Below are 25,398 nucleotides of genomic sequence, written 5' to 3'. Positions count from 1 at the left end.
TTTCTCCGCCCAGCCCGGCTGGGTCCTCAACGCCGACGAATACCCCACCCCCACCGAATAACCAGCAACCACGACCTTCAGCGCCGAAGGGATCGTCATGTCCGCCAACACCGAGTCCGAACCCGTGAATTCAGAATCCGATTCCGCCACCGCTTCCGGGCGAACGTACAAGCAACGCCGCCGCCGGGCCATCGCCAGCGCCTGGGCGGGTTTCGCCATCGACTCCTTTTCCATTTATGTGGTGTCGACGGCGCTGCTCCCGGCCATGGGGTACTTCCAGGCCAAACTGTCGGCCGAGCAACTGTCCATCTTCGTCGGCATGACGTTGGGGGCCACGCTGCTGGGCAGGCCGCTGGGTGCGCTGATCTTCGGTCACTTCGCCGACACGATCGGCAGGCGGCGGGTCGGGTCCATCACCATCTACGGGTTCGGCACGGTGTCCTTCCTCATGGCGTGCCTGCCGGGGGCCGAAGCGATCGGTGCCACGCTGGCCACCTCGTTGCTGATCGGCCTGCGGTTCGTGGAAGGCATCTTCCTCGGCGGTGAGTACACCGCGGCCACCCCGATGGCACTGGAATACGCGCCACCCAAGAGGCGCGGGCTGATCGGCGCGATGATCCAGTGCTCGGCCAGCTTCGGGCCGTTCGTGGTGGCGATCCTCGTGACGCTCGTCCTGACGTTCGCGCCGAACGCGGGCCTGCACTCGCCGTATGTCCAATGGGGATGGCGGATCCCGTTCATCATCGGTGGCGTGCTCGCCTTCATCGTCGCCTTCTACCTCCGTCGGCAGGTGGAGGACTCCAACATCTTCAAGGAGACCGCCCGGAGCAAGGCACCGCTGCGGCAGATGCTCAAGGGCAAGTCCGGTCGTGCCTTCATCCAGTCCTACTTCATGATGACCGGGATCTTCTTCGCCTCCAACATGCTCGGTAGCGTCATGCCGCAGTTCCTGTTGAAGAACAAGGGTTACACGGCGTCCGACCTGGCGCACACCCAGCTCATCACCGCGTGGCCCGCCGTCGCTTCCTATCTCCTGTACGGATTCCTGAGCGACAAGATCGGGCGGAAACGTGCGCTCTACATCGCCGCCGGGGTCACGATCGTGGTTTCCCCGATCACCCTGTACCTGATCGGCAGCGGGAACGTGCACGGGTGGCTCAACCTCACGCTCCTCGGCTGTCTCACCGGTTTCGCCATCGTCGGGTCGTTCGGTGTCCTGCCGGCCTACATCAACGAGCGGTTCAGCACCGCGGTCCGGTCCTCGGGCTGGGGCGTCGCCTACAGCACCGCCGTGATCGTCCCGTCGTTCTTCGCCTACTACCAGGTCTGGCTGGGGCACATCATGCCCTTCGCCTGGACCGCGGGCGTCATGACCGCCCTGGGCGGTCTGTTCATCCTGTTCGCGAGCATGTCCGGTCCGGAAACCCATGGTCTGGACATGCACGCGCTGGAGAAGGTGGTGGGAGCCGAATCGTGACACCTCTTGTGAAGGCGAGGCATGCACTCAGACCGGAACGGCGCGCACACGGCCGTCGCCATCTTCGTCCTGCAGACCATGGGCAGCGGTGTCGCGGTCTACGGCATTCCGATCTACATCGCCGTATTCCTGCGTTCCGGCACGGTCGGTGCTGCCTCGCTTTCACTGGCCAGTACGGCGTTCTTCATCACGGGTGCCCTGTCGGCGCCGGTGGTGAGCAGGTTCGGGCAACACAACCCGATCCGGGCGCTGCTGGCCGCGGTGCTGACCGGCACGGCCGCGATCACCGCGATGGCGGTTCATCCCTCGGCGCCGGTCGTGATCACGGCCTTCGCGGCCCTGGGCGCGGTCTTCAACGGCGGGTTCGTGGTCGTGGGAACCGCGGTGCTGGTCCGGGTCTTCGACGGGAAGCCCACGGCCGGGATGGCCTTGTCGACATCGGGAGCCTCAGCGGGCGGCATTCTGATCGCTCCGCTGGTGGCGCTCCTGCTGACCACAGGGCCCTTCCACGCCGGAACGTTCTTCGTGGAGGCGGCCGGTTTCCTGGTGGTGAGCTGTGCCGCGCTGATGCTCGGCCGGCGTGGGACACCACCGTCGGCCGCCGTCCGGACGCCGGCGCCAGGGCGTTCGTGGCTGCGGCTTGCCCCGCACTGGCCACTGGTGGCCGGCTTCGGACTGATCAGCGCATCGCAGCTGGGCGCGACCTCGTACATGGTCGCGACCGGGCTGTCCCGGAACTTTTCCGGGGCGAGCCTGGCCGTCTCGGTGGCCACCGGGGTCGCGGTGGCGTCCCGGTGGATCGGCAGTGCCGGGATCAGGACGTTCGGCCTGCATCGCTGGACGATGTTCAGCTTCGCGTTGCAGGTGGCCGGGGTCGCCATGATCGGTCTGGCACCGGCGGGCTGGGTGTTGTTCACCGGTGCCGTCCTGATCGGACAGAGCCTGGGCAACACCATCCTCATCCGCTCCCAGGTGGTCGTGGAACTGTTCGGAGTGGACGAATTCCCGCCGGTCTTCGCGCAGTTCCAGACCTGGGCCACCCTGGGGTCCGCGGTCGGGCCGTTCGTGCTGGGGCAGGTCTTCGCGGCCTCCCACGACTACACGATCGCCTATCTGGCCCTGTGCGTGATCAACGCGATCGCCCTGCCGTGCCTGCTGCCCTGGCTGCGTGGTTCGAAAACGGGTGGTTCGAAAACGGGTGGTTCGAAAACGAGAACGTGGAGCGTCGATGAACCAGAGCGAACCGAAGGTTCCCCGGTATGAGGAACTGCGGCGCCGCACGGATGCCCCGCCCGGGTCTTCGTGGTACCTCTTCGGTAAGGACGACCAGCTCGGCACGCTGAACTTCCTCACCCCGCAACGCGCGCTGGAAGCGGCGGCGCTGGTGAAGCGAGGCCGGGTGTTCAATCTGGACTATCCGGTGAACACCTTCGTGCCCAGCCTGGCCGGCACCCGGCCGCCCACCGAGCACCACATCTTCTCCAACAACCCCAACCACCGCGACGACTGGCTGGACTCGTTCTATCTCCAGTCCACGTCCCAGATCGACGGGCTCCGCCACATCCGTCATCCGAAGCACGGGTTCTACGGCGGGGTCGCCGACGACGCCATCGACGTCGGGACATCGGACCTGGGCATCGGCAAGGTCGCCGAGAAGGGCATCGTCGGCCGCGGGATCCTCCTCGACGCCGTGCGGTATTTCGACAGCGTGGGAGAACCACTGGACCCCGACACCAACCGGGGCATCACCGCGGCCGAACTGGACGCGATGGCGGCACATTTCGGTGTCGAGGTGAAATCCGGCGACATTCTGCTGCTGCACACCGGTATGGCCGAACACTGGATCCGCTGCACGCCGGAGGAACGCGCCGCCCGCACCGGATCTCCCGGCCTGGGACAGTCCGAGGAGATGCTGGCCTGGCTGTGGGACCACCAGATTTCCCTGGCCGTCTCGGACAACGGTGGCCTGGAGTCCTTCCCCGTCGACCCGTCGTCGGGCTGGGTGGACCCGGACGAGCCGCCTCCGCCGCGAGGCGTGACCCACAACGGGATGATGCACCGGCCGCTGATCGCGCTGCTCGGCATGCTCCTGGGGGAGCTGTGGAAGCTGGACGAACTCGCCGAAGACTGTGCCGCCGACGGAATCTACGAATTCATGGTGACGGCCAAACCGCTGAACATCAAGGGAGGGGTCGGATCGCCGCCTAACGCACTCGCCGTCAAATAACACGCTCGCAAAACTGCGCTCGTAAAACTGGCTCGTAAAACCATGGAAAGCAGGACGAACTTGACACAGACACAGAGCGAACTGTGGGACCAGGAGCTGGACGCCGACCGGTGGCAGGCGGACCCCGAAGTCGACGAACTGCTGTCCGGCGGTGTCGACCTCCACACGCACCCCGGCCCCAGCCCGTTCCCGCGGCGGATGTCCATCCTCGACGCCGCGACCGACGCCGCCACGCTGGGCTTCCGCGCGATCGTGGCGAAATCCCACCACCACAGCATGCAGACCGACATCCTCGCGTTGGAGTCGGCGGGGCTGAAGGACGTGCCGGTCAAGGTCTTCGGCGGGGTCGCGCTCAACAACACCGTCGGCGGGCTCAACCCCTACGCCGTCGAACTGGCGCTGCGAATGGGCGGCCGGGTCGTCTGGTTCCCGACCATCGCCTCGCCCGCGCACCTGGAGTTCCACCAGCACCATCACAGCAATTTCCCGGTCTCCGGCATTCCCCTGCGCGACAACGAACCGATCAGTGTGGTCGGTGAAGACGGCAAGCTCACCGACAAGGTCCGCGACATCCTCGACGTGATCGTGCAGGAAAGCGCGATCATGAACTGCGGGCACCTGCCCGCCGACCAGATCGACGTGCTGGTCAAGGGCGCGGTCGAGGCCGGGGTCGAGCGGATGGTGGTCAGCCACCCCGACTTCATCGTCGGTGCCGAGCCGTCACGGTTCAAGGAGTGGAGTGCCCTGGGTGTGCACGTCGAACACTGCCTGGCGATGGTGGTCGGGCGCAGTGCGACGGAGGACCCGATCGACAAGATCACACCGTTCCACCAGGCGGCCGGTACCTCGCGCACGATCTTCTCGTCCGATCTGGGCCAGAAGGGCAATCCACTGCCGATGACGGCCTTCCGGCGCATGGTCCGCAAGCTGCTCGACGCCGGTTTCGCCCACGATGACATCAAGACGATGACCGGCGGGAACGCGGGCCAGCTCCTGTTCACCTAGCAGGGTGAGGGTTGATACTGGGTTATAGTCCACGGCAGCCGGGGGAAACGCCCCGGCTGCCGTTTTCTCCACGCGAGGAGCAAGATCGTGACCAGCGGGGCCGGTGGTAGCGGCGACATCCAGGTGATCTACCGGGTCGCCGAGATCCTGCGGCTGTTCAGCCTCGGCAAGCCGCAGATCACCGTCGCCGAGGCGGCGCAGCTCCTCGGGCTCAACCGCACGACGGTGCATCGCTATTTTTCCTCGCTGGCCGGGGCCAACATCCTGGAACGCGCGCCCGACGACCCCGTCGAGTACATGCCAGGGCGGCTCCTGCTGGAACTCGGCGCGATGGCGCAGGGACAGCGGCGCGTGGTGGAAATCGCGCCCAGGCACATGCGGTCGCTCTCGCTCGACACCGGTCTCACCGTGGTGCTCTCGCTCTGGGGCGAGTCCGGGCCGGTGGTTTCCTTCGTCTCCGAGACGGGCACGCACCCGATCCTGATCACCGTCCGGATCGGTTCGAAGCTGGACCACGTCTCGGCGCAGACGCGCTTGTTCATCGCGCTTTCGAAGGACGAGAACATGCGGCGCAGCTATCTGGACAGTCTGGCGCCGGATGACCGGGAGAAGTTCGAGCGACGGCTGCCGCCCTGCCGCGCCGACGGATTCTGCCGGGTGCGCGTGCCCAACATCGACGGTGTCGTGCTCGCCGCGGCGGTGTTCGACGAACGCGATGTCGCCGCGACGGTCGCGGTGATCGGCACCACCTCCTCACTGCCGGAGAAAGACCCGGCCGTGCGATCGGCGCTGCTGAAGACGGCCTACCGGATCACCGAGGAACTGGCCGGGACGGCGACCCGCCGTCAGGCACTGACCGACTCCTCCACGCCGTTTCTGGAAGACGTGCCGCGAACGGAGTAGCTCCGGCTCCGTTCTTTAAGCCATTCTTAAGAGACCTTTTCGCTCGCCTGAGTTCACCCGGCCGGGGAAGCAAAGCGTCCTACTGTTCGCGCCAGCAAAGAACAGGAGGTACGCACCGAGATGTCCTTCCCGAAAAGGCCGAAAAGGCGGAGTCTGCTGGTGATCGGCGCCGCGGCGGTCGCGGTGATGACGAGCGCGGGGTGCACCACCGAGCTGCCCGGCGCGGCTGCCGGAGTGACCCAGCCCCGTGCGGGGCAGGTGGTCGATACCAATGCGATCGGCATGAGTGGAGCGAACTCGGTCCGCGCGGCGGCGACGACGTTCAGTGACGACTTCGACGGCGCCGCCGGAGCCGACGTCGACAGCGGCAAGTGGCAGCACGAGACCGGTGACGGCGTCAACAACCATGAGCGCCAGTTCTACACGGCCGGCACCGCGAACGCGGCCCTCGACGGTGACGGTCACCTGGTGATCACCGCGAAGAAGGAGAACCCGGCCAACTACAACTGCTGGTACGGCTCGTGCCAGTACACCTCGGCCCGGCTGAACACCGCGGGGAAGTTCACCCAGCGGTACGGCCACTTCGAGGCACGGATGAAGCTCCCGCGCGGGCAGGGCATGTGGCCGGCGTTCTGGTTGCTGGGAGACAACATCGGCAGCGCGGGCTGGCCCTCCTGCGGCGAGATCGACGTCATGGAGAACATCGGCCGCGAGCCCGGCACGGTGCACGGCAGCATGCACGGACCGGGCTATTCCGGCGGCAACCCGCTGACCGCCGCCTACCCTTTGCCGGGCGGCCAGTCGTTCGCCGACGACTTCCACACCTTCGCCGTCGACTGGTCGCCGAACGCGGTCACCTTCTCGGTCGACGGCCAGGCCTACGAGACGAGGACCCCGGCCGACACCAACGGCAACCAATGGGTGTTCGACCATCCCTTCTACATCATCCTCAACCTCGCGGTCGGCGGAGACTGGCCCGGTGACCCCGACGGCAACACCCAGTTCCCCCAACAACTCGTCGTCGACTACGTCCACGTCTCGGCGTAGGCGACGACAAAATGCCGCCCCGGTGCCGCCCCTACCAGGCACCGGGGCGGCTCACCCGGCGGTGCCCATTGCCTGCTCGATCAACGGTTCCTGGCGAATCTCGATCATTGCTCCAGCGCGTTTTAAGCAGCATTAAGTCCCGGGGCTTGTGTTTGACAGGTCTATTTCCCGGGGTATGCCTGTGCCCTTATGGGTGAAACTTGGGGGAGCGGTTTATGTGCGCATGGTGTGGAGGGTGTTGCGCCGTGGTCTGCGTTCGGGATCCACATAGGACGGTGGGATGTACTCCGGGAACCCTTGCCTGATGCGGACTTCCCACTCCGAATGGTGAATCACCTGATGATGGCGGGCACAGATCAGGACGAGGTTGTCCAGCGCTGTCGGGCCGCCCCACGCCCAGTGTCGCACGTGGTGCGCCTGGCACCACTTGGCCTTCTTCGCGCACGCCGGAAATGAACAACCGCGATCCCTGCGGATCAGCGCCCGGCGGATAGCACGAGGGACGACTCGGGTGGCGCGTCCGATGTCGAGGATCTCGCTCTTCGAGCCGAGTACCACGGGCACCACGGCGGCGTCGCAGGCGATGCGGCGGATCTGGGCGGCGGAGAGGTTCCAGCCGTCCACGAGTCCGTGCCCGATCCCGCTCTTCAACTCCTCCAACGTGATACTGACCATCAAGGTGGCCGGTTCCCCCGCCTCGTTCGGCGTGCTCTCGCACTGGGCGGCGAGGGTGAGGATGTCGCGGAAGGCGTCGCCGTAACGTTCGCTGCGCGAGCGTCGATCGGGTTCGTCTTCTGTGGGCTGTGGTGCGGTGTGCGGGGAGAGCAGGGTGGTGAGGAGTGCTCCGGTTTCGGTGTCGAGGTCGAACCGGCCCAGCACGCGGCCGTTCCGGGTCTCCTGCACATCCAGTCGCCGCTGGGGGCGGAGCAGGTCCTTTTCCTTGGGCTCGTCGCCGTCGGGATCCAGACGCAGCGCGATCTCGTCGCCGAGTCGTTTGACGTGGGACGGTTCGCTGGTGATGGCGGCCTCGCACAGGATCTTTTCCGCGATCGCCCGGTCTTCGGGGGAGGCGGTGTCCGGCAGGCCGGTGACGGCCTTGCGGATCGCCTCCACATGACCTGGCGAGATCATCCCGTCGCCCAAAGCATCGGCCACCACGGGAAGCCGCGGATCAAGGCGGGCCCCGGTGGGCGTCACCGTGCCACACAGGGCCTCGGCGTGGGCGACCATCCGCTGCGCCTCCGGGGAACTGAGGTTGAACATATCCCGCAGCAACGCGGACGTCTCGATATGCACACCCCGGCTCGTCGCAATACCCCGCGCCTCGATTTCAGCCACCAGGACAAGCTCGTCCCGATACAGCCGACGACGCCGGATCTCCGTCTCTCGCAACGCATCCAGCACGGCCGTGTCACTCAGCGAGGACACGTGCTCGGGAGTAAGTGCGGCCATGTCCCCGAGTATACCGGCGTATCGAACAGGTGTTTCTACACGTTCGGGTGAGCTTCAAGGCGGTTTCAGGGGGTCAGTGCATGATGATCACCAGTGAGTGGATCTTGCTGGGAGGTCGGTTCGATGGGGCGCGGTGTTGCGCTGAGTATGGCGGAGCGGACGCAGATTTCGTTGGGTACCAAGTGGAAGATGACCAGCGCGGAGATTGCGCAGGTGATCGGGCGGGATCCCTCCGTGGTGTCACGGGAGATCTCGCGTAACGGTGGCCGGGAGGTGTATGGGGCGTTGAGTGCGCAGTACCGCGCGGTGGAGATGAGCAGACGGCCGAAGGACCGCAATATGCTGGCCAGCCCGCAGTTGTGGGCCGAGGTGATGGCGGGCCTGAAGAAGAAGTGGTCACCCAGGCAGATCTCACGCCGGTTGCGCCTGGAGCATCCCGGGCGTGAGGATCTGCAGGTGTCGCACGAAACGATCTATCAGACGCTGTACGTGCAGGCCAAGGGCGAGTTGCGGCGGGAGGTCGCTACGGCCCTGCGGCAGGGCCGGGTCGCACGACACTCTCGCCAACCGAACGAAGGGAGCATTCGCTCGCTGGCAGCAACGAGAATACCAACGGTCTCCTGGGCCAGTGCCTCCCGAAAGACACCGACCTCTCCGGCTGCACATAAGAAGAACTCGACAAGATCACCGATGAACTGAACGACCGTCCACAGACACTCGGCTGGCTGAGTGGTCGATGCGCCGGTTCGGCATGCTGAGTCCGGCCCCGCCTTGCCCCGAGCCCTCCGCACCTCCACTCGGTTACTTCTTGAAGTACCACTCTTCCGGGCTTCGCGCGGTCGTGACCGCGTTGAACGTGACGCCTCCCAGGTTTTTGGCGACCACGCGCATGGAGCTGCGCATGGGCATGTTGATCTGCCCGGGCAGGGTCTTCGCCGCGTAGTCCTCGTATGCGGCGAAGGCCGCTTTGTCGTCGCTGTGCAGTGTCGCCGCGATGAGGGAATCGAGCTTGGGATCGTCGTAGTTGCCGAGGTTGCCGGACGAACCGGGCAGAAGCAGCTGATCGCCGGTCGGCACGGCGTTGTACTGCTGGTAGCCGAAGTAGCCCAGTTGCCAGTCACACGCCGGACCGGAGCCGTGGCAGTCGCTGACGTCCGACATGACCTGGTTGAATTCCCCGCCCTTGAGGTCGAGGACGATGCCAGCCTCTGCGGCGTCGGTCTTCCATTGCTGGATGATCCGGCCGTAGGCGGGGTTGCCGGTGGAGTATTCGAGGGTGAACTCGAGTTTCGTGCCGGCGGCGACTCCGGCGCCGCACTGGTTGTCCGCGGTGCCCGGGCCGGTGCACGTCATCACTCCATTTTGGAGGGTCCAGCCGTGGCCGGTCAGCAGTGCCTTCGCGGCGGCCTTGTCGAAGGGATACGGCCCCGCGCCACGCTCGGCGTCGGTGATGAAGGGGTTCTCGGGCTTGACCGGGACCGGTCCGGTGGTCACGGTGGCGTAGCCGCGGTACGCGACGTTGACATCGGTCACCTGGTCGAGAGTCTGCTGCAGCGCCTGCCGGAGGTAGAGCTGTTTGAACGTCGGTCCGAAAACCGGATTGTCCATGTTGAGCAGGGTCGTGCTCCAGCCCCAGCCGTAGGAGGGAACCAGATTGTAGTTGGCCTCCAACGGGTTGGTCGCGGGCAATTCCTGAGACGCCTGCTTCGCGGGCAGATCGGCACCCTGGGCGAAGCCGACCGAGATGGTGCCACCGCTGCGCAGCGTGTTGAACTCGGCGGCATTGCTGGTGAAGGTCTGCAACCGGTAGTGCGCCAGGTGTGGCTTGTCCGGACCGCTGTAGGCCGGGTTCGGGTCGAAGGCGATGTTGCCGTCGCTGTCGAAACCGGTCAGGTGCCAGGGACCGTCGACGACCTGCCACAGGGGATCGGTGGCGTAGCCGGAGAGGTTCTTGCTCTTTTCGTACAGGTACTTGTAGACCGCGTCGCATTTGGCGCGGTCCGTGGCACAACCACCGCTGCCGGCCGGTGCCGAGTCGGAGGTCTTGTCCCAGGCCATCGGCAGGGGAGTGATCTGGACCAGTTCCTGTCCGGTGAACCAGGTCGGCGAATAGGGCTCGGTCAGCTTGAAGGTGACCTGCTGCGGGCCGGTCGCGGTCACGGATTTCACGTTGTCCGGGAACTGGCCGGGCACGTACTGGGCCCAGTTCGCCTTCTCCGTGACCATCATGTTCATCCAGAACACGACGTCCTGGGCGGCCAGCGGCTCCCCGTTGGACCATTTGTACGGCTTGAGGTCGATCACGACCGTCGTGTCGTTGTCGCTGTAGCGCGGTGCTTCGGCCAGGCTCTTGCGCACGTTGAGGCCCGTGTCCCCGTTGTCGCCGCCGAACCAGTAGAGCGTGCGGTACATCAGCATCTGCATGTCGCCGGTGGCGTAGCCGCTGTTGTGCGCCGAATCGACGAACGGGAAGATCCAGTTCGGTTGCGTGCCCGGCGCCAGGGCGAACACCGCGGTGCCGCCCTCGGCCGGCGTGCCCTGGGAACCGGTGCCACCGCCGGTGCAGGCGGCCGCGGTGCCCGCCACCAGCGCCGCGAACGCGACCGCGAACAGCTTGCGTACCCTCATGATCCGCCTTCCTGTCCCACTGTGCCCATCGTCGACATCACAGCGCGCTTCCCGCGCCCGAGGTGGTGATCCCGGCCGGTGTGTCCGGCGCCTGGAGCGGGAAATGACAGGCGGCCTGGTGACCGGCCGGGCCCATGTCCCGCATCGGGGGCTCTTCGGTGGCACAGCGGTCCTGGGCCCGTGGACAGCGCGTGCGGAAGCGGCATCCCGACGGCGGTGTCAACGCGGAAGGCAGTTCACCGGTCACACCGGCGGTCCCGCTTTCGCGGGTGGCCCAGGGATCGGCGACCGGGACCGTGTCGATCAGCCCGCGGGTGTAGGGGTGCCGTGGGTGCGGGTACACGTCGTCGGCGCGGCCGATTTCCACCAGTTTGCCGAGGTACATCACGCCGATGCGGTGCGACAGATACCGCACGACGGACAGGTCGTGCGAAATGAGCACATAGGTGAGCCCGTGCCGGTCCTGCAGGTCCTTCATCAGATTCAGCACCTGCGCCCGCACGGAAACGTCCAAAGCGGACACCGGTTCGTCGGCGATCACCAGCTTCGGTTCCAGTGCCAGCGCGCGGGCCAGCCCGATCCGTTGCCGTTGCCCGCCGGAGAACTCGTGCGGGTACCGCTCCACGGCGTCCGAGGGCAGGCCCACCTCCGCGAGGAGTTCCTCCACCCGCCGCTTCCGCCCGGCTCGCGTGCCCACGCCGTGGATGACCAGCGGCTCGGCCACGATCGCGCCCACCCGCATCCGGGGATCCAGTGACGCGTAAGGATCCTGGAACATCAGGTGCGTGTCGCGGCGAAGCCGTCGCGAATCCTTGCCCCGCACCGTATCCGGATCGACTCCGCCGACGGTGACGCGGCCCGCGGTGCGGGTTTCCAGTCCGGCGACCAGTCTTCCGACCGTCGTCTTGCCGCACCCGGACTCGCCGACCAGGCCGAAGGTTTCGCCTGAGCCCACGGAAAAACTGACGTCGGCGACCGCGGACACGGTGCCCGCCCGGCGCCACAGACCACGGGTGACGGGAAAGTCCTTGACGAGATGCTCGATACTCAACAGCGGCGCGCCATCCTTGGCGCCGCCGTCCTCGGGCTCGGCGGAAGCCGTACGCGCGGCGACAGCTTGGATCACTTCCGGCGCGGGGACGCCCACGGGGTGGAAACAGGCGTAGGAATGGCCGGACGTATCGGCCTTGAGCGGCGGATCGTAGTCCCGGCAGGCCACGGTCGCGTACCGGCAACGCGCCGCGAACCGGCATCCCCGCGGCGGCTCCCGCAGATCCGGTGGTGTTCCCGGAATGCTGTAGAGCTTGCGTCCCGTCTCGGCCGAATGCTCGGGCAGGGCGGCGAACAACGCTTCGGTGTAAGGATGGCGCGGGTTGCCGAACAGGGACCGCGTGCCGGTGTGTTCGACGATCCGGCCCGCGTACATCACGGCGACGCGGTCCGCGCGCCCGGCGACCACGCCGAGATCGTGCGTGACCAGGATGACGGCCATACGCAGCCGGGCACGCAGATCGTCGATCAGTTCGAGGATCTGGTGTTGGATGGTGACGTCGAGCGCGGTGGTCGGCTCGTCCGCGATCAGCAGTTCCGGTTCGCACACCAGGGCGCGGGCGATCATCACGCGCTGGCGCATGCCACCGGAAAGCTGATGCGGGTAGTCGTCCAGGCGCTGGCCCGCGTGCGGGATGCCGACCAGGTCGAGCATGGTCCGCGCGCGTTCGCGCAATTCGGCGCCGGAGAGCCGGGAATGCAGTTCCAGCGGCTCGGCGACCTGCCTGCCGATCGGAATCGACGGGTTGAGCGAGGTCATCGGGTCCTGGAAGACCATGCCGATCCGGCGGCCACGCACCGCGCGAAGCTCCCGTTCGGTCATCCGGGTGAGGTCGTCCTGGCCCAGCATGATCCGGCCGCCCGCGACGCGGCCCCCGGTGGGGAGGAGGCGGAGGACCGACAGCGCGGTCATCGTCTTCCCGCAGCCGGATTCGCCCACCAGCCCCAGCATTTCGCCGGGCGCGACTTCCAGGCTCACGCCGTCCACGGGATGCACCGCACCGTCGCGGACATCGATGGTGGTGTGCAGGTCCTCCAGCCGCAGCACCGTCTCTGGTGTCATCTCGGCCTCCGGAGCCGCACCTCGAACGCGTCGCGCAGACCGTCGCCGAGGAAGTTGAACGCGACGACCACGCCGATGATCGCGATGCCGGGCGGCAGGATCATCCACCAATAGCCGTTCTGGACGAACTCGGTCCCGTTGGAGAGCATGTTCCCCCAGTCCGCGTGCGGCGGGGCGATGCCGAGCCCGAGGTAGCTCAGCGCGGCGACCAGCAGGATCGCGTCGGCGACCTGGAACGTCGCGTTCACCACGATGGTGCCGATCGCGTTGGGCGTCACATGCCGCAGGACGGCCCTGGCCCTGCCACCGCCCATCATCTTCACCGCCTGCACGTATTCCCTGGTGCGCAGGGACAACGTCTCACCGCGCACCAGCCGGGCCGGGCTGAGCCACGCGCCGAAGGCGACGACGACGATCAGCAGCCCGACGGACGGGGTGAAGATCGCCGAAAGGATCAGCAACAGGAACAGGCTGGGAAGGGCGAGAAGCGTGTCGACCACGCGCATCATGACCGAGTCGGTGAAGCCGCCGACATAGCCGGCCACCGCGCCCCACAGGGTGCCGAAGATCGTCGCGATCAACGCCGCCGCGACGCCGATCTCCAGCGACGAGCGGCCGCCGGCCATCAGCCTGCCGAGTTCGTCGTAGCCCACGTCGTCGGTGCCCAGCGGGTGGTGTGGACCAGGTGGCTGGTCGGCGCTGCCGAGGTCGGTCGTCACCTGCTGGGTGTGGTAGATCAGCGGGCCGAGGAAACAGAACAGCACGAACAGGCCGATCAGGACCAGGCCCGCCACCGCCAGCCGGTTCTCGGCGAACGTCCGCGCCGCGGCACGGCCCCGTCTCGCCGGTACGGGGGAGGGCGGGAGCGTTTCCCGCTGGTCCGTGGAAGTCATCGGTACCGCACTCTCGGATCGAGGACGGCGTAACCGAGATCGGCCAGCAGCGAGCCCGTCACCGTCGCCAGCGCCACCACGAGACCGATGCCCAGCAGCGTGGGGTAGTCGTGCACCTGGGCGCCCTGCACGAACGCGAAGCCCATGCCCGGATAGTTGAAGACCTGTTCGCTGATCAGCGCGCCGGAGAAGATCTGGGGCAGCGAAAGGCCGAGCAGGGTCACGATCGGGATCAGTGAGTTGCGCAGCACGTGCCGGACCAGCACCTTGTTCTCGCTCGCCCCGCCCGCGAGCGCGGTGCGGACGTAGTCCTGGGCGAGGTTGTCCACCACGGACGAGCGGACGTACCGGCTGAACGACGCGATGGTGATCAGCGCCAGGGTCAGCACCGGCAGCACCAGGCGCGGTGCCTGGCCGAGGATCGCGCCGAGCGAATCGCCGTTCGGGCCCACCGGGGAGAACCAGTGGAGTTCGACGGCGAACACCAGGATGAGGATTTCGGCCAGGAAGAAGCTGGGCATCGAATAGAACACGAAGGACAGGCCGGTCACCGCGTAGTCGCCCGCCGAATTCCGCCCGCGTGCCTGGTAGATCCCGACCGGCACCGCGACCAGGATCGCGACCAGCGTGGAGAGCGTCATCAGCAGCACGGTCTTGGGCAGGCGGTCGGCGATCACCGCGGTCACCGGTTCGTTGAGCTGGTAGGAGTAGCCGAGGTCGCCGCGCAGGACACTGGCGGCCCAGGCGAGGAACTGCACCACGAGCGGCCGGTCGTAGCCGTTCTGGTGGACGAAGGTCTCGATCTGGAGCTGAGTCGCCTTCGGGCCCAGGATCGCTTTGGCCGGGCCTCCGGGCAGCAGGTGCAGTAGCACGAAGGTGACGATGGTGACCAGCACGACGACCACGGCCGACTGTGCCAGCCGGCGGAACAGAAAGCCCGCCATCCGCCCTCGCCCCGTCCACGTCCGGTGCCGGCCACCCGTGCCGGGAAACCGGCCCAGGCGCCGGTCGGAAATAGACGTACACCGAACGGACGCCGTTTGTCCATGGCGTCCAAGCGGGTGGGAACCGAACGTGACCGCCGGTTCGCCCTGCCCGGTGCTGACCAGCGGCGGAACAGATTTTCGCGACCGGACCGAACCGATCACGCCGCGGCCGCGTTCCGGGTGATGGGGCAGCGCATGTGAGGAAAGGGACATAGCGTGTTCGGAAGACGTTACGTACGGCATCTGGTCTCACGCAGTGCCGAGAATCCCAGCGACCGTCGCCGTTTCCTGCGTACCGCGGGAGCGGCCGGGCTGGGACTGGTCGGGGCCAGCTACGCCGGTGCGGCCCTGATGAGCGGGCACGAGAACCAGCCGGCGCCCGAAGTGGAGTTGCGCAACGCGACCGATGCCAAGGACAGCAACGCGCCCAGCGACGCGGCGGTGCTCAACTTCGCGCTCAACCTGGAATTCCTGGAAGCGAACCTGTATTCGTTCGCCGTCCACGGCTACGGCCTGCCGGGCTACCTGACCGGCGGCGTCGGCAAACAGGGCGGGGTCAGCGGCGGGCACGCGGTGAAGTTCGAAAGCGAGGCGGTACACCAGATCGCGATGGAGATCGCGGGGGACGAACTCGCGCACGTGAAGTTCCTGCGTGGCGCGCTGGGGAAGGCGGCGGTGGCACAGCCGCAGATCGACTTCAAGGACAGCTTCACCGCCGCCGCGCAGGCGGCCGGCCTGATCCAAAAAGGACAGACGTTCGACCCGTTCGCCAGTGAGCCGAACTTCCTGGTCGCGGCGTACCTCTTCGAGGACGTCGGGGTCACCGCCTACAAGGGCGCGGCGCCGTTGATCGGCAACAAGACCTTTCTCGACGCCGCGGCCGGCATCCTCGCGGTGGAGGCCTATCACGCCGGCATCGTCCGGACCCAGCTTTTCGAGCGGGGACTCGGCGACGTCACGAACAAGATCTCCGCCGCGCGGAACAGCTTGGCCGGCAACAAGAACGACGACCAGGGGGTCCTCATCGACGGCAAGGCCAACCTCGTGCCCGCGGACGGCAACGGCATCGCCTTCGGCCGGAGCGCGGACCGCGTGCTCAACATCGCCTACCTCAACCCGAAGAAGGTCTCCTCGGGCGGCTTCTACCCGGCCGGCGTGAACGGCGACATCAAGACCAGCGGCGGCTACTAGGCTCGTCGCCGTTGATCCCGCCGACCGGATGTCACTATGCTCGGACGGCGGGAGGAAACGGTGACGTTGACTGGGCTCACCTACGTCGAGTTCGACACCGGGTTCGGGTGTTACGTCCCGGACGGGGAAGCCGGTGACACGACCGAGATCGCGTTCATCCACACCGAGATCTTCTCCGAGCACTGCTACCTCCGGCGCGGGATCACGATCGGTGAGGACGCGGTCGTGGTCGACGTCGGGGCGAACGTGGGTCTCTTCACGCTGTATGTGAAGCAGCTCCGGCCGCGAGCGCGCGTGCTGGCGCTCGAGCCGATGCCGGCCACGTTCGAGGCGTTGCGCGCCAACCTCGACCGCCACGGCGTCACCGGAGTCACGCCGCTGCGGCGGGCACTCGGCGCGCGGCCGGAGCCGGACGTCGCGTTCACCTACTTCGCCGACGTGCCGGGGAATTCCACCCGGTATCCGGAGTCGAAGGCCGCGATCGGCGACCAGGCCGCCACACCGGAGGACCGCGCCTGCCGTGAACGCCTCTTCGCGCACCGGCGTGAGGTGCGGATGCCCGTCGAACGCCTTTCCGACGTGCTCGCCACCGCCGGCCTGCCCGGGACGATCGACCTGGTGAAGATCGACGTCGAAGGTGCCGAAGCCGACGTGCTCGCCGGGATCGACGACCACGACTGGGCCAGGATCCGCCAGGTCGTGCTCGAAGCGCAGGACTCCGGCACCTCGGCGGCGACCCGCGCCATCCTGGCGGAGCGCGGATTCACCGTGGGCGCCGACCGGCCGGAGGGCGTGCTCGGCGAGTTGGGCGTCGAGACGGTCTACGCGCGGCGGTGACCGTGGGGCGAAAGCGGATCGTGCTCACCTGTCTGCCCCTTTACTCGCATCTGGCGCCCGTCGTGGTCCCGGTGGCGCACGCGCTGAGCCGCGCCGGGCACACCGTCGCGGTGGCGACGGCGCCCGCCATGGCCGCCGGCCTCGCCCGTCACGGCATCGAGCACCTGAGCCTGCCGAACGTGCGCACCCTCGAGGAGTTGCTCGCCGACCCGGTGGTCTTCACCAGCCCCGGCATGCCCGGCGCTGAAGGGGAGGACCCCGGCGAGACGGCGCGCGCCCGCGAGGAGGTCGGCCCGGTGACGAAGGCCCACGCCGGAGGCCTGGCCGGGATCTTCGCCCGCGACCTGATCGGCGCGTCGGCGGCCTGGCGGCCGGACCTGATCGTGCGCGAGTGCAACGAGTTCGGCGGTTACCTCGCCGCGGAACGGCTCGAGCTGCCTCGCGCGGTCCTCGACATCGCGCCGTTCACGTCGGCGCATCTGCCCCTGTTGCACGACACCCTCAACGGCCAGTTGGCCGAACTCGGGCTCCCTCCGGCGGAAGACGCGTGGCGGCCGAACGACGGTTTGCTCGCCGCGGTCGTGCCCGCCGCGTGGTACCCGGAGTCCCTGCGAAGACCGTCGTTGCGGTCCTATCGGCCGGACATCGTTACGGCGCACGACGTTTCTCCTGCCCCCGGACGGCCACTGGTGCTGGCCGGACTCGGCACGGTCATGCACGCCGTGGTACCGGAGGTGCCGCGCCTGCTCGCCGCGATGGTCACCGCGCTCGGCGAACTGCCGTGCCGCGGTGTGGTGTCACTCGGTCCCGCGGCGGGGGACTGGTCCGGACCTCGGCCGCCGAACGTGCGGCTGGTGCGCTTCGCCCCGCAACGTGAGCTGCTCGGTGAGGCCGCGGTCTTCCTTTCCCACGGCGGTTTCGGCGGTGTGCACGAGGCCCTGCACACGGCGACGCCGATGGTGAACGTGCCGTTGCTGGGGGACGCGCCGGACAACGCGCGGCGCGTCACCGAACTGGGCCTTGGCCTGAGGCTCGATCCGGCCGCCGCGACACCGGAAGCGCTGGCCGATGCGGTGGGCCGCGTGCTGGCCGACGAGGGATTCGCGCGCCGCGCCACGGAGCTGGCCCGGCTGGCGGCGCGGATGCCGGGGTTCGACGTGCTCGCCGGGGATCTCGCGGCGCTGGCCTGACCCACGGGCGTTTCCCGGACGCGGTGTCCGGGGAAACATTTCGTATTGTGCCCCCTCACCAAGGAACGCCGATCCTACTGGTCGTCCTCCCAGTTGTCGACACATTAGGGAAAATATGCCCTTAATTCCAGTGTTCATTGCCCGTACGTAAATACCCGCCACCCTTTCACCGGTCGGTTATGACCGAATTCTTTCGACGTCTTGACAATGGATCACCACGCTCAGAGACTGGAGGAGTTCCCCCTGAATCCGGAATGTGGCGAGAGACTCGGAAAGCCGGTTCGTGGCACGGGAAAGGCATTCATAACGTGGCCGACATCATTCATCAGCCGTCGTTGCACGAATACAATTCCGCGAAGTCCGCCGGGTGAGCGCCATGGGTGCGGATGCCCTGATCGACGAACCCACCCTGGCCACCGTCACCGCGGACGTCCGGCGCGCGCTCACCGAACGCTGGCCCGCCGGCGGCGACCGCCTCGACGACATTTCCCGCTACGCGTTGCTGGGCGAAGGCAAGCTGCTGCGGCCGCTGCTCCTGGTGACCTCGGCCGAGGCCGTCGGCGGCGACCGGGAGACGGTGATGCCCGCCGCCCTGGCCGCGGAGTACCTGCACGTCGCGTCGCTGGCGCACGACGACATCATCGACGGAGACGAAACGCGCCGGGGCCGGGCGTCGGTGCACGCGCGTTACGGCGTGTCCGAGGCGATCGTGACCGGGGACGCGCTGATCATCGGCCTGTTCGCCGCGCTGGCCGAATGCGCGGTGCCCGAGGCGAACATCGTGTCCGCGGTGCGCATTTTCGCCCAGGCGGGTGTGGACCTGTGCCGAGGCCAGATGGAAGAGGCCGTGCTGGTGCCGCCTGGCCACGCCACACCGGGCAGTGGTCTCGCGGCCTACCTCCGGATGGCCGGGCTGAAGACCGGGGCGTTGTTCCGCGGTGCCTGCCAGGCCGGTGCGGTGCTCGGCGGAGGCACACCGGACGAGGTCGACGTGGTCACCGGGTTCGCCGAGCACATCGGCCTCGCCTTCCAGATGTATGACGATCTGTTGCCCTTCCTCGGCGAGGACGCGGTGACCGGGAAACCCGGCACGAGCGACGTGGCCAACCTCCGCCCGACCTTCCCGGTGCTGCTCGCCCACCGCGAGGGCGGGCCGGCCGAGCGCCGGGTGATCGCGCGAGTGCTGTCCGGCGGGCTTCCCCCGGAGACCGCGCTGGCGGCCCTGCGTGAGGTCGTGGTGGCGACCGGCGCGCTCGACGCGGCCAGGGCCCGGGCGCGCGAGGAGGTGCGGCTGGCGAAGTCGGGGCTCGGGGTGCTTCCGGTCGCCGAGGCGGCCGGCCTGCTCGGGGCGGTGGCCGACCTCGCGGTGCGGCGGGAGCGCTGAGACGTGACGTCGGCGATCACGGTGGTGGGACGGCGGATCGGCCGGTCCGTCCACGCACATGTCCAGACCTGGCGGCCCTACACGTCGTGTTATCCGGCGTTGCTCGGCCTGGCCGGGGCCGTGGTGGCGGGAGGCTCGGGCCGGACCGGGGTGCTGCTCATCGCGGCGCTGGCCCCGGCGCTGGGCTGGTTGTCCGGCCACTACCTCGGTGACTACTTCGACCGCGGTCTCGACGCGATCGGCAAACCCCATCGGCCGATCCCTTCGGGACGGTTGTCCATCGAGGCCGCGCTCTACGGCGGCCTGGCCTGCGCGGCCGGGTCCGCCGCTCTGCTGGTGCCGGCGAACTGGCGGATCGTGCCGGTGTTCGTGGTCGCGATGGCGGGGATAGTCGGTTACAGCAAGGTGTTCAAGAAACGCGGCCTCGCCGGCAATCTGGCGCGCGGCGCGGTCACCGCGCTGGCACTGGTGATCGGGGCGATGGTGGCCGCACCGTGGCCTCCGTGGGCGCTTGCGCCGGTGGCGGCGGGATTCCTGCTGCACGACACCGCGTCGAACCTGGTGGGCACCGTGCGCGATGTCGACGGCGACCGCGCGGGCGGTTACCAGTCGGTGCCGGTCCGCCATGGCGTGGCCTACGCCGTGCGGCTCGCGTTCTGGCTTTACGGCAGCGGTCTCGCGCTGATCCTTGTCGGCACGCCCTGGGCCGCGACGGATCCGGCCGGACGGTTCGCGCTCGTCGTTGCGGCCGCCGTCTGCGGAGTCTGCGCGTTCGTCCCGTCGGTGCGCTCGGGTGACGTCCTGAGCGCGCGGACCGCGTTGCGCGCGCACGAACTGCTGGTGGCCGAACGTCTCGTGCTCGCGAGCGCCGTCATCGCGGGTGCCGCGGGCACCCGGTTCGCGCTCGCGCTCGTGCTGCCCGTGCTGTTGTTCTCGTTGCTCACCCAGGGCTTGATGCGTGCCCGTCACGAGTTCCCGCCCGTCGCGATGAGAACGATCGCGCGACCCGGCACCGAGCCTGACGTAACCAGAGGCACTGAGCGCGGTTCGAGCCCGCCGGCGCCTGAGGCATAGGAAGGATGCGGCTTGATTCGGACCGACGCGATCACGGAAGCGATCACCCAGGGCGCCGAGGCCTTGTTCGCGGCCCAGCGCGCGGACGGGGTCTTCGACTACGGCGGTGAGAGCCTGACGTCCACCCTCGGCACGGTCGGCGCGGTGTGCGCGCTGCATTTCGCCGATCCCGGGGGGGCGGCGGACGAGATCGCCGCGGGCACCCGCTGGCTCAAGGGGGTCCAGGCAGCCGACGGTGGCTGGGCGATGGTGCCCGGCGGGGCCTCCGAGGCCGGGCCGACCGCGGTGGCCTCGGCTGTGCTGCACCTGACCGATCCGCGCGGCAACGCCGCCGAGGTCGAGGCGGGCCAGGCGTGGATGCGGGCGTTCGGTGGCCTGGAGGCGATCCCGCATCCGGAGGTGGTCGCGTGGTGCCGCCAGTTCTACGGGTTCGCGGGCTGGCTGGACCCCCGCGAGATGCGCCGCTTCCCGCTCGAACTCGCGCTGCTGCCCGGGTTGTACCGGAAACTGTTCGACCTGCGCGTGCCGATGGTCTCCGCGCTCGGTCTGGCCCAGACCCGGCACAAACCGCTGACCGGCTGGCAGCGCGCGCTGGCCAGGCGTGCCGAACCGAACGCGCTCGCGGCCATCCGGCAGGTCTACGAACACGAGGGCAGCACCGGCGGGTGGTGCGAGGACGCCTGGGTGACCGGGCTGGTCTGCGCCGGGCTCGCCCGCGCCGGACTGGGCGGGGACATGGTCGAGCGTGCCGTCGGCTGGTTGCGGCGGATGATGGCGCCCGATGGTTCGTGGTCGAGCGGCCCCCTGGACCTGACCTGGTCGATGTATGCCACCGCGGGCCTGCTCGAAGCGGGCTACGCCGAGGACCCGCGGCTGGCCGCGGTCAAGGAGCTTTTCCTTCGGCTGCAACAGGATCAGCCCTTCGTCGCGTTCGGGTGCCCGCCGGGGTTCTGGGGCTGGTCGGGCACCCGGGGCTGGCCGGCGACGCTGGAGACCGGTGAGATCTTGTCCGCGCTGAATCACCTGCCCGGCGAGGAGCAGGCCGGTGCGATCCGCCGGGGCGTCACGTGGCTGACACTGCAACAGGACACCCGCGGGTCGTGGGGCCTGTGCGTGCGCAACACGAAGGTGGCCAACAGCGGGCCGTGCCCGCACATGACCGCGCAGGCCGTGGACGGGCTCCTGGACTCGGGCGTGCCCGCCGAAGACCGCCGGGTCCGCCGCGCGCTGCGCTGGCTGGGCAAGGCGCAGCGGCCGGACGGGAGTTACGAATCCGTCTGGTACCGCATGCACACGGCGGGCACTTCGGCCGTGCTCCAGACCTTCGCCAAGGCCGGTGCGTCCGACGGCGAACCGGCACGGCGTGCGCGAGCGTGGCTGGACCGCACCCGGCTGCCCGACGGCTCCTGGGGCACCGGCGACGGTGAGCCCGGCACGGTCGAGGAGACCGGCTGGGCGGTGTCCGCACTGCTGGCGGCCGGGGCGGAACCGGACTCCGTGCGGTCCGGTGTGGACTGGCTGCTGGTCCACCGGTTGCCCGACGGTGGCTGGCCCGCCGCGAGCGTCAACGAATACGTCCGGCATGTCTGCCGGTACCCGAATCCCGCGCTGGCGCACGGCCTGGCGTTGAAAGCGCTTTCTCGCTTCCGGACGGCGGAGGAACAGTGAGTTACGACGTCGTGGTGTGCGGTGCCGGTGTCGGCGGGCTGGCGGCGGCCTGCGCGCTGGGCAGGCTGGGACGCAGCGTTCTGCTGCTGGACAAACAGGAGCAGGTGCGGCCGGTGGCCAAGGGCGAGGTGTTCCAGCCGGGATCACTGGCGATCCTGCACGAGTGGGGCGTCACCGAACGGCTGGAGGCCGCCGGAGCGCTGCGGCTCGGAAAGCTGGTCGCTCGCGATCCGCAGGGGCGTCCGCGGATGGTCCTCGACTACACGCGCCTGCCCTCGCAGCACAACTGGCTGCTCGCCCACGACTATCCGGCGATCCTCGAAGCGCTCACGAAATCCTTGCCGGACACCGTCGAGTTCCGTCGCGGGGAGCTGGTGACGGGCCTGGTTTCGGCCGGTGGCCGGGTCACCGGAGTACAGCTGGACGGTGATCGCGTCGACGCGGCCCTCGTGGTCGCCGCCGACGGCATGTCTTCGCGGTTGCGCCGTGAGGCGGGCATCGAGGTTCGCCGCGTCGAGTACCCGCACCGGCTGGTGGCGCTGGAACTCCACGACAGTCCCGAAGTCGAACCGGACTTTTCCGCTTATGTCACGGTCCGCGGGCTCCTGCTGCGCTATGCGTTGCCGGACGGCCGGATGCGTTTCTACGCCCAGGCCGGTCCGGACGAGTTACGCGGCCTGAACGCCGAAGGACTGGACCACTGGGTGACCGGAGTGATCCGGGATGCGCCCGCGCTCGCGCCGCTGGAGGAAGCCGTCCGCGCGCACCTCAGTGGACGGCAGGTACTGCCGGTCTCCCGGTTCCTCGCGCCGTCCCTGGCGGTTCCGGGACTGGCGCTGGTCGGCGAGAGCGGGCACGCGGTGCATCCGATGGCGGCGCAGGGGATGAACAGCGCGATCGCCGACGCCCACGAACTCGCCACCATGCTCCGGCAGGGCGGTTCGCTCGCCCCGGCCGTCGTCGATCACGCGCTCGGGCGGTATTCGGCCGCACGCCGGGAAAATCTCGCGCACATCGGCCGGACGAGTCACAACGCGGCACGGATGACCACGGATCTTTCGTGGGCGGGCAGGTTCGCGGGCGGGCGGGCGCTGCGGGGAACCGGCCGCAACGACCGGATCCGCTACACCGTGATGCACACGATGGCCGGTCTCGGCGTCCACCCGCTGAGCCCGCTGGACCGGCTGCATCAGTTCGGGTTGCTGCCGGACCCGCGGGCCCGGCAGCTCCCGTCCTGGGCGTGATCCCTTGTCATTCCCCGCATTCCACGACGACCAGGCCACCCGGCCAGTGGTGCGTGGCGCGCACCGGCAGCCCGGCGGCCGCGGCCAGCGCGTGGAAGTCGCCGACCGTGCGCTCGCGCCCGCCCAGCAGTGCCAGCGACTGCAGGTCGAACGACGCGTTGTTCTTCGCGTGCTCGTCACCGGCGAGGACTTCGACGATCAGCACGCGGCTTCCCGGCTTGGTGGCTTCGGCGCAGCGGCGCAGGATCTTCGTGGCGTTCTCGTCGTTCCAGTCGGTCAGCACACGGGACACCAGCAGCACGTCGTAGCCGTCCGGCAGCGGATCGAAGAAGCTGCCACCCACGAACTCCGCGCGCCCGCCCAGGCCGGCTTCGGCGAACGCCTGTTCGGCCTCCGGTCGTACCGGCGGCAGGTCCAGCACGGCACCGCTCAGGTGGGGGTGCTTGAGCAGGACCTCCGACAGCAGCGCGCCGATGCCGCCGCCGACGTCGAGCACCCGCCGCACCCCGGACCAGTCGTATTCCGCGGCCACGGCGGGCCCGGTCTGCCAGGCGTGTGCGGCCATGATCGCGCCGAAGAACAGCCGGAGCCGTTCGTCACGCTGGTAGTCCGCCCAGAACCCGATGCCGTGCACCCGGCCGTAGGCGGACTCGCCCGTGCGCACCGAATGCGTCATCCGGGTGTAGGCGAGATCCATCTTCGCGCCCGGACCGTCGAGATCCAGCCAGCCGCGTTGCCAGCGCTGGTCCTCGCTGAGCAGCTCCCGCGACAGCTCGGTGAGCCCGTAGACACGCGGCGCGGTTTCGGCGAACAGCCCGACGTTCACCAGATGCCGCAGCAACCGCGCGAGCGAGTCTTCGTGACTTTCACTCGCGACGGCCAGCTCCGCCAGGCCGGTGGTGCCGCTCTCGATCAGCTCGGGCAGCCGCAGGGCGACCGCGGCGCGGATGGCGAACGGGGTGGCCAGATCCACCAGGCTGGCGAGCCGGGCGGCGGCGTCTTCGGGCATGGGCGTCCTTTCGGCGTCGGGAACCGGGCACCGCCGGAAACGATGTCCGGCAGCTTCAGCCTGCCATCGGAAAACAATCCGCGTCAATCGGAGCGGGTATTTCTCTTCGGCCGGAGAACGGCTTTACTGTCGTGCCGTGAAAACGCGAAAATACGCTGTCAATACGCTGTGGAAACGTTGTGGAGAGGCGGAAAACGATGACCGGTAGCCGTTTCGACGTAGTCCGGATTTCCGGGGCGCTGGGCGCGGAAGTGCGGGGCGTGCCGCTCGGGGAACTGACCGACTCCGATTTCGCCGTCGTGCGGGAGCTGCTGCTGACCCACCTCGTGCTGTTCTTCCCGGACGCCGCCGGACTCGAACCGGAGGCGCACAAGGCGTTCGGCCGCCGGTTCGGCGAACTGGAGGTGCACCCGTTCCTGCCGAAGGTCCCGGGGCACGACGAAATGGTGGTGCTGGACTCCGATCAGGGGGTGCGTGCCGATGTCTGGCACACCGACGTCACGTTCAGCCCCTCGCCGCCGATCGCGTCGGTGCTCCAGCTCGTGGAGTGCCCGAGGGCCGGTGGCGACACCATGTGGAGCAACCAGTATCTGGCCTACGAGGCGTTGTCCGCGCCGATGCGGGAGATGCTCGACGGGCTCACCGCGGTGCATGTCTTCGAGCATCCGAACGGGTCGTACCGGAGCGAGGCCGAACATCCCGTGGTGCGCACACATCCGGAAACCGGCCGCCGTTCGCTTTATGTCAACCGGATGTTCACCCGCCGCATCCCGCAGCTGACCCCCAGCGAGAGTAACGCGTTGCTGAACGAGCTGTTCACCGTTTCCGAGAGCCCGCAACGTGTTTGCCGGTACCGCTGGGTCCCCGGTGCGGTCGCCGTCTGGGACAACCGGGCCACCCAGCACTACGCGGTCAACGACTACACCGAGCGCCGGGTCGGCCGCCGCGTCACGATCCTGGGCGACAAGCCGGCCGGTGAGCCGGCCCGCTGGCCGCATCACGAGGAAGGCGTGCTGAGCGCGGCCACCAGTCGCTGAGCCCGAACCGGCCCGCCACACGGTCCTTTATGG

At 68.4% G+C, this 25,398-nt stretch carries 21 protein-coding genes; 15 read left to right on the top strand and 6 right to left on the bottom strand.

The features are described from left to right. The first annotated feature begins 97 nt into the window (after nt 1-97). From ACFSXZ_RS31350 to ACFSXZ_RS31325, 6 genes are all read left to right on the top strand, one after another. Nucleotides 98-1,477 (top strand): MFS transporter, encoded by a 1,380-nt coding sequence (locus ACFSXZ_RS31350; RefSeq protein ID WP_378269088.1) that lies wholly within the window; start codon nt 98-100, stop codon nt 1,475-1,477. A 21-nt stretch (nt 1,478-1,498) separates the two neighbouring features. Continuing rightward, nucleotides 1,499-2,740, top strand: coding sequence for an MFS transporter (locus ACFSXZ_RS31345; RefSeq protein ID WP_378269087.1), 1,242 nt, complete (start codon nt 1,499-1,501; stop codon nt 2,738-2,740). Continuing rightward, entirely contained in the window at nt 2,706-3,704 is a 999-nt protein-coding gene (locus ACFSXZ_RS31340) for a cyclase family protein (protein ID WP_378269086.1), read from the top strand. Before ACFSXZ_RS31345 ends, ACFSXZ_RS31340 begins: the two co-directional genes overlap by 35 nt. A gap of 60 nt (nt 3,705-3,764) precedes the next feature. Further along, nucleotides 3,765-4,709, top strand: coding sequence for a DUF6282 family protein (locus ACFSXZ_RS31335; RefSeq protein ID WP_378269085.1), 945 nt, complete (start codon nt 3,765-3,767; stop codon nt 4,707-4,709). An 87-nt stretch (nt 4,710-4,796) separates the two neighbouring features. After that, nucleotides 4,797-5,612, top strand: a complete 816-nt coding sequence (locus tag ACFSXZ_RS31330) for an IclR family transcriptional regulator (RefSeq protein WP_378269083.1) — start codon at nt 4,797-4,799, stop codon at nt 5,610-5,612. Nucleotides 5,613-5,732: 120 nt separating this feature from the next. Beyond that, nucleotides 5,733-6,659, top strand: coding sequence for a glycoside hydrolase family 16 protein (locus ACFSXZ_RS31325; RefSeq protein ID WP_378269081.1), 927 nt, complete (start codon nt 5,733-5,735; stop codon nt 6,657-6,659). Nucleotides 6,660-6,872: 213 nt separating this feature from the next. Here the strand turns inward: ACFSXZ_RS31325 and ACFSXZ_RS31320 are convergent, their stop codons facing one another. Next, nucleotides 6,873-8,111 (bottom strand): HNH endonuclease signature motif containing protein, encoded by a 1,239-nt coding sequence (locus ACFSXZ_RS31320; RefSeq protein WP_378269079.1) that lies wholly within the window; start codon nt 8,109-8,111, stop codon nt 6,873-6,875. Between the two features lie 123 nt (nt 8,112-8,234). Between ACFSXZ_RS31320 and ACFSXZ_RS31315 the strand changes: the two genes are divergently transcribed. Beyond that, nucleotides 8,235-8,810 carry a transposase gene (locus tag ACFSXZ_RS31315; RefSeq protein ID WP_378269078.1) on the top strand — a complete coding sequence of 192 codons (576 nt, stop codon included), beginning with the start codon at nt 8,235-8,237 and terminating at the stop codon, nt 8,808-8,810. 102 nt (nt 8,811-8,912) lie between these two features. On the opposite strand, the gene ACFSXZ_RS31310 is transcribed toward ACFSXZ_RS31315, so the two are convergent. From ACFSXZ_RS31310 to ACFSXZ_RS31295, 4 genes are read right to left on the bottom strand one after another with little or no spacing between them, the layout of a single operon-like run. Continuing rightward, on the bottom strand, nt 8,913-10,739 hold the full coding sequence (locus ACFSXZ_RS31310; protein WP_378269077.1) for an ABC transporter substrate-binding protein: 1,827 nt from the start codon (nt 10,737-10,739) through the stop codon (nt 8,913-8,915). A gap of 37 nt (nt 10,740-10,776) precedes the next feature. After that, nucleotides 10,777-12,852: an ABC transporter ATP-binding protein gene (locus ACFSXZ_RS31305; protein WP_378269075.1), complete on the bottom strand. Its 2,076-nt coding sequence runs from the start codon at nt 12,850-12,852 to the stop codon at nt 10,777-10,779. Beyond that, nucleotides 12,849-13,745: an ABC transporter permease gene (locus tag ACFSXZ_RS31300; protein ID WP_378269074.1), complete on the bottom strand. Its 897-nt coding sequence runs from the start codon at nt 13,743-13,745 to the stop codon at nt 12,849-12,851. The genes ACFSXZ_RS31305 and ACFSXZ_RS31300 overlap by 4 nt, the downstream gene beginning before the upstream one ends. Continuing rightward, nucleotides 13,742-14,689, bottom strand: a complete 948-nt coding sequence (locus ACFSXZ_RS31295) for an ABC transporter permease (RefSeq protein ID WP_378269073.1) — start codon at nt 14,687-14,689, stop codon at nt 13,742-13,744. Before ACFSXZ_RS31295 ends, ACFSXZ_RS31300 begins: the two co-directional genes overlap by 4 nt. Before the next feature lie 258 nt (nt 14,690-14,947). On the opposite strand from ACFSXZ_RS31295, the gene ACFSXZ_RS31290 reads away from it, so the two are divergent. From ACFSXZ_RS31290 to ACFSXZ_RS31260, 7 genes are all read left to right on the top strand, one after another. Then, a complete protein-coding gene (locus tag ACFSXZ_RS31290) occupies nt 14,948-15,922 on the top strand; it encodes a ferritin-like domain-containing protein (protein ID WP_378269072.1) in 975 nt (324 codons plus the stop codon). Between the two features lie 60 nt (nt 15,923-15,982). Continuing rightward, nucleotides 15,983-16,759, top strand: a complete 777-nt coding sequence (locus ACFSXZ_RS31285) for an FkbM family methyltransferase (protein WP_378269070.1) — start codon at nt 15,983-15,985, stop codon at nt 16,757-16,759. Then, complete coding sequence (locus tag ACFSXZ_RS31280; protein WP_378269069.1) at nt 16,756-17,949, top strand: glycosyltransferase; 1,194 nt, start codon at nt 16,756-16,758, stop codon at nt 17,947-17,949. Before ACFSXZ_RS31285 ends, ACFSXZ_RS31280 begins: the two co-directional genes overlap by 4 nt. Before the next feature lie 376 nt (nt 17,950-18,325). Beyond that, complete coding sequence (locus tag ACFSXZ_RS31275; protein WP_378269067.1) at nt 18,326-19,333, top strand: polyprenyl synthetase family protein; 1,008 nt, start codon at nt 18,326-18,328, stop codon at nt 19,331-19,333. Nucleotides 19,334-19,336: 3 nt separating this feature from the next. After that, nucleotides 19,337-20,407 carry a UbiA family prenyltransferase gene (locus tag ACFSXZ_RS31270; RefSeq protein WP_378269065.1) on the top strand — a complete coding sequence of 357 codons (1,071 nt, stop codon included), beginning with the start codon at nt 19,337-19,339 and terminating at the stop codon, nt 20,405-20,407. Nucleotides 20,408-20,419: 12 nt separating this feature from the next. After that, complete coding sequence (locus ACFSXZ_RS31265) at nt 20,420-22,075, top strand: prenyltransferase/squalene oxidase repeat-containing protein (protein WP_378269063.1); 1,656 nt, start codon at nt 20,420-20,422, stop codon at nt 22,073-22,075. After that, nucleotides 22,072-23,319, top strand: coding sequence for an FAD-dependent oxidoreductase (locus ACFSXZ_RS31260; protein ID WP_378269061.1), 1,248 nt, complete (start codon nt 22,072-22,074; stop codon nt 23,317-23,319). The genes ACFSXZ_RS31265 and ACFSXZ_RS31260 overlap by 4 nt, the downstream gene beginning before the upstream one ends. A 7-nt stretch (nt 23,320-23,326) precedes the next feature. Here ACFSXZ_RS31260 and ACFSXZ_RS31255 read toward each other — a convergent pair whose 3' ends face one another. Continuing rightward, the gene (locus ACFSXZ_RS31255) at nt 23,327-24,328 is read right to left on the bottom strand and encodes a methyltransferase (protein WP_378269060.1); all 1,002 of its coding nucleotides are present in this window, start codon (nt 24,326-24,328) and stop codon (nt 23,327-23,329) included. A gap of 197 nt (nt 24,329-24,525) precedes the next feature. Between ACFSXZ_RS31255 and ACFSXZ_RS31250 the strand changes: the two genes are divergently transcribed. Further along, nucleotides 24,526-25,365 carry a TauD/TfdA dioxygenase family protein gene (locus ACFSXZ_RS31250; RefSeq protein WP_378269058.1) on the top strand — a complete coding sequence of 280 codons (840 nt, stop codon included), beginning with the start codon at nt 24,526-24,528 and terminating at the stop codon, nt 25,363-25,365. The last annotated feature ends 33 nt before the right edge of the window (nt 25,366-25,398 follow it).

Source organism: Amycolatopsis pigmentata (genome assembly GCF_042684065.1).
GTDB classification, from domain to species: domain Bacteria; phylum Actinomycetota; class Actinomycetes; order Mycobacteriales; family Pseudonocardiaceae; genus Amycolatopsis_E; species Amycolatopsis_E pigmentata.
Note: the sequence above shows the minus strand (reverse complement) of the source record. Positions and strands in the feature narration are given on the sequence as shown.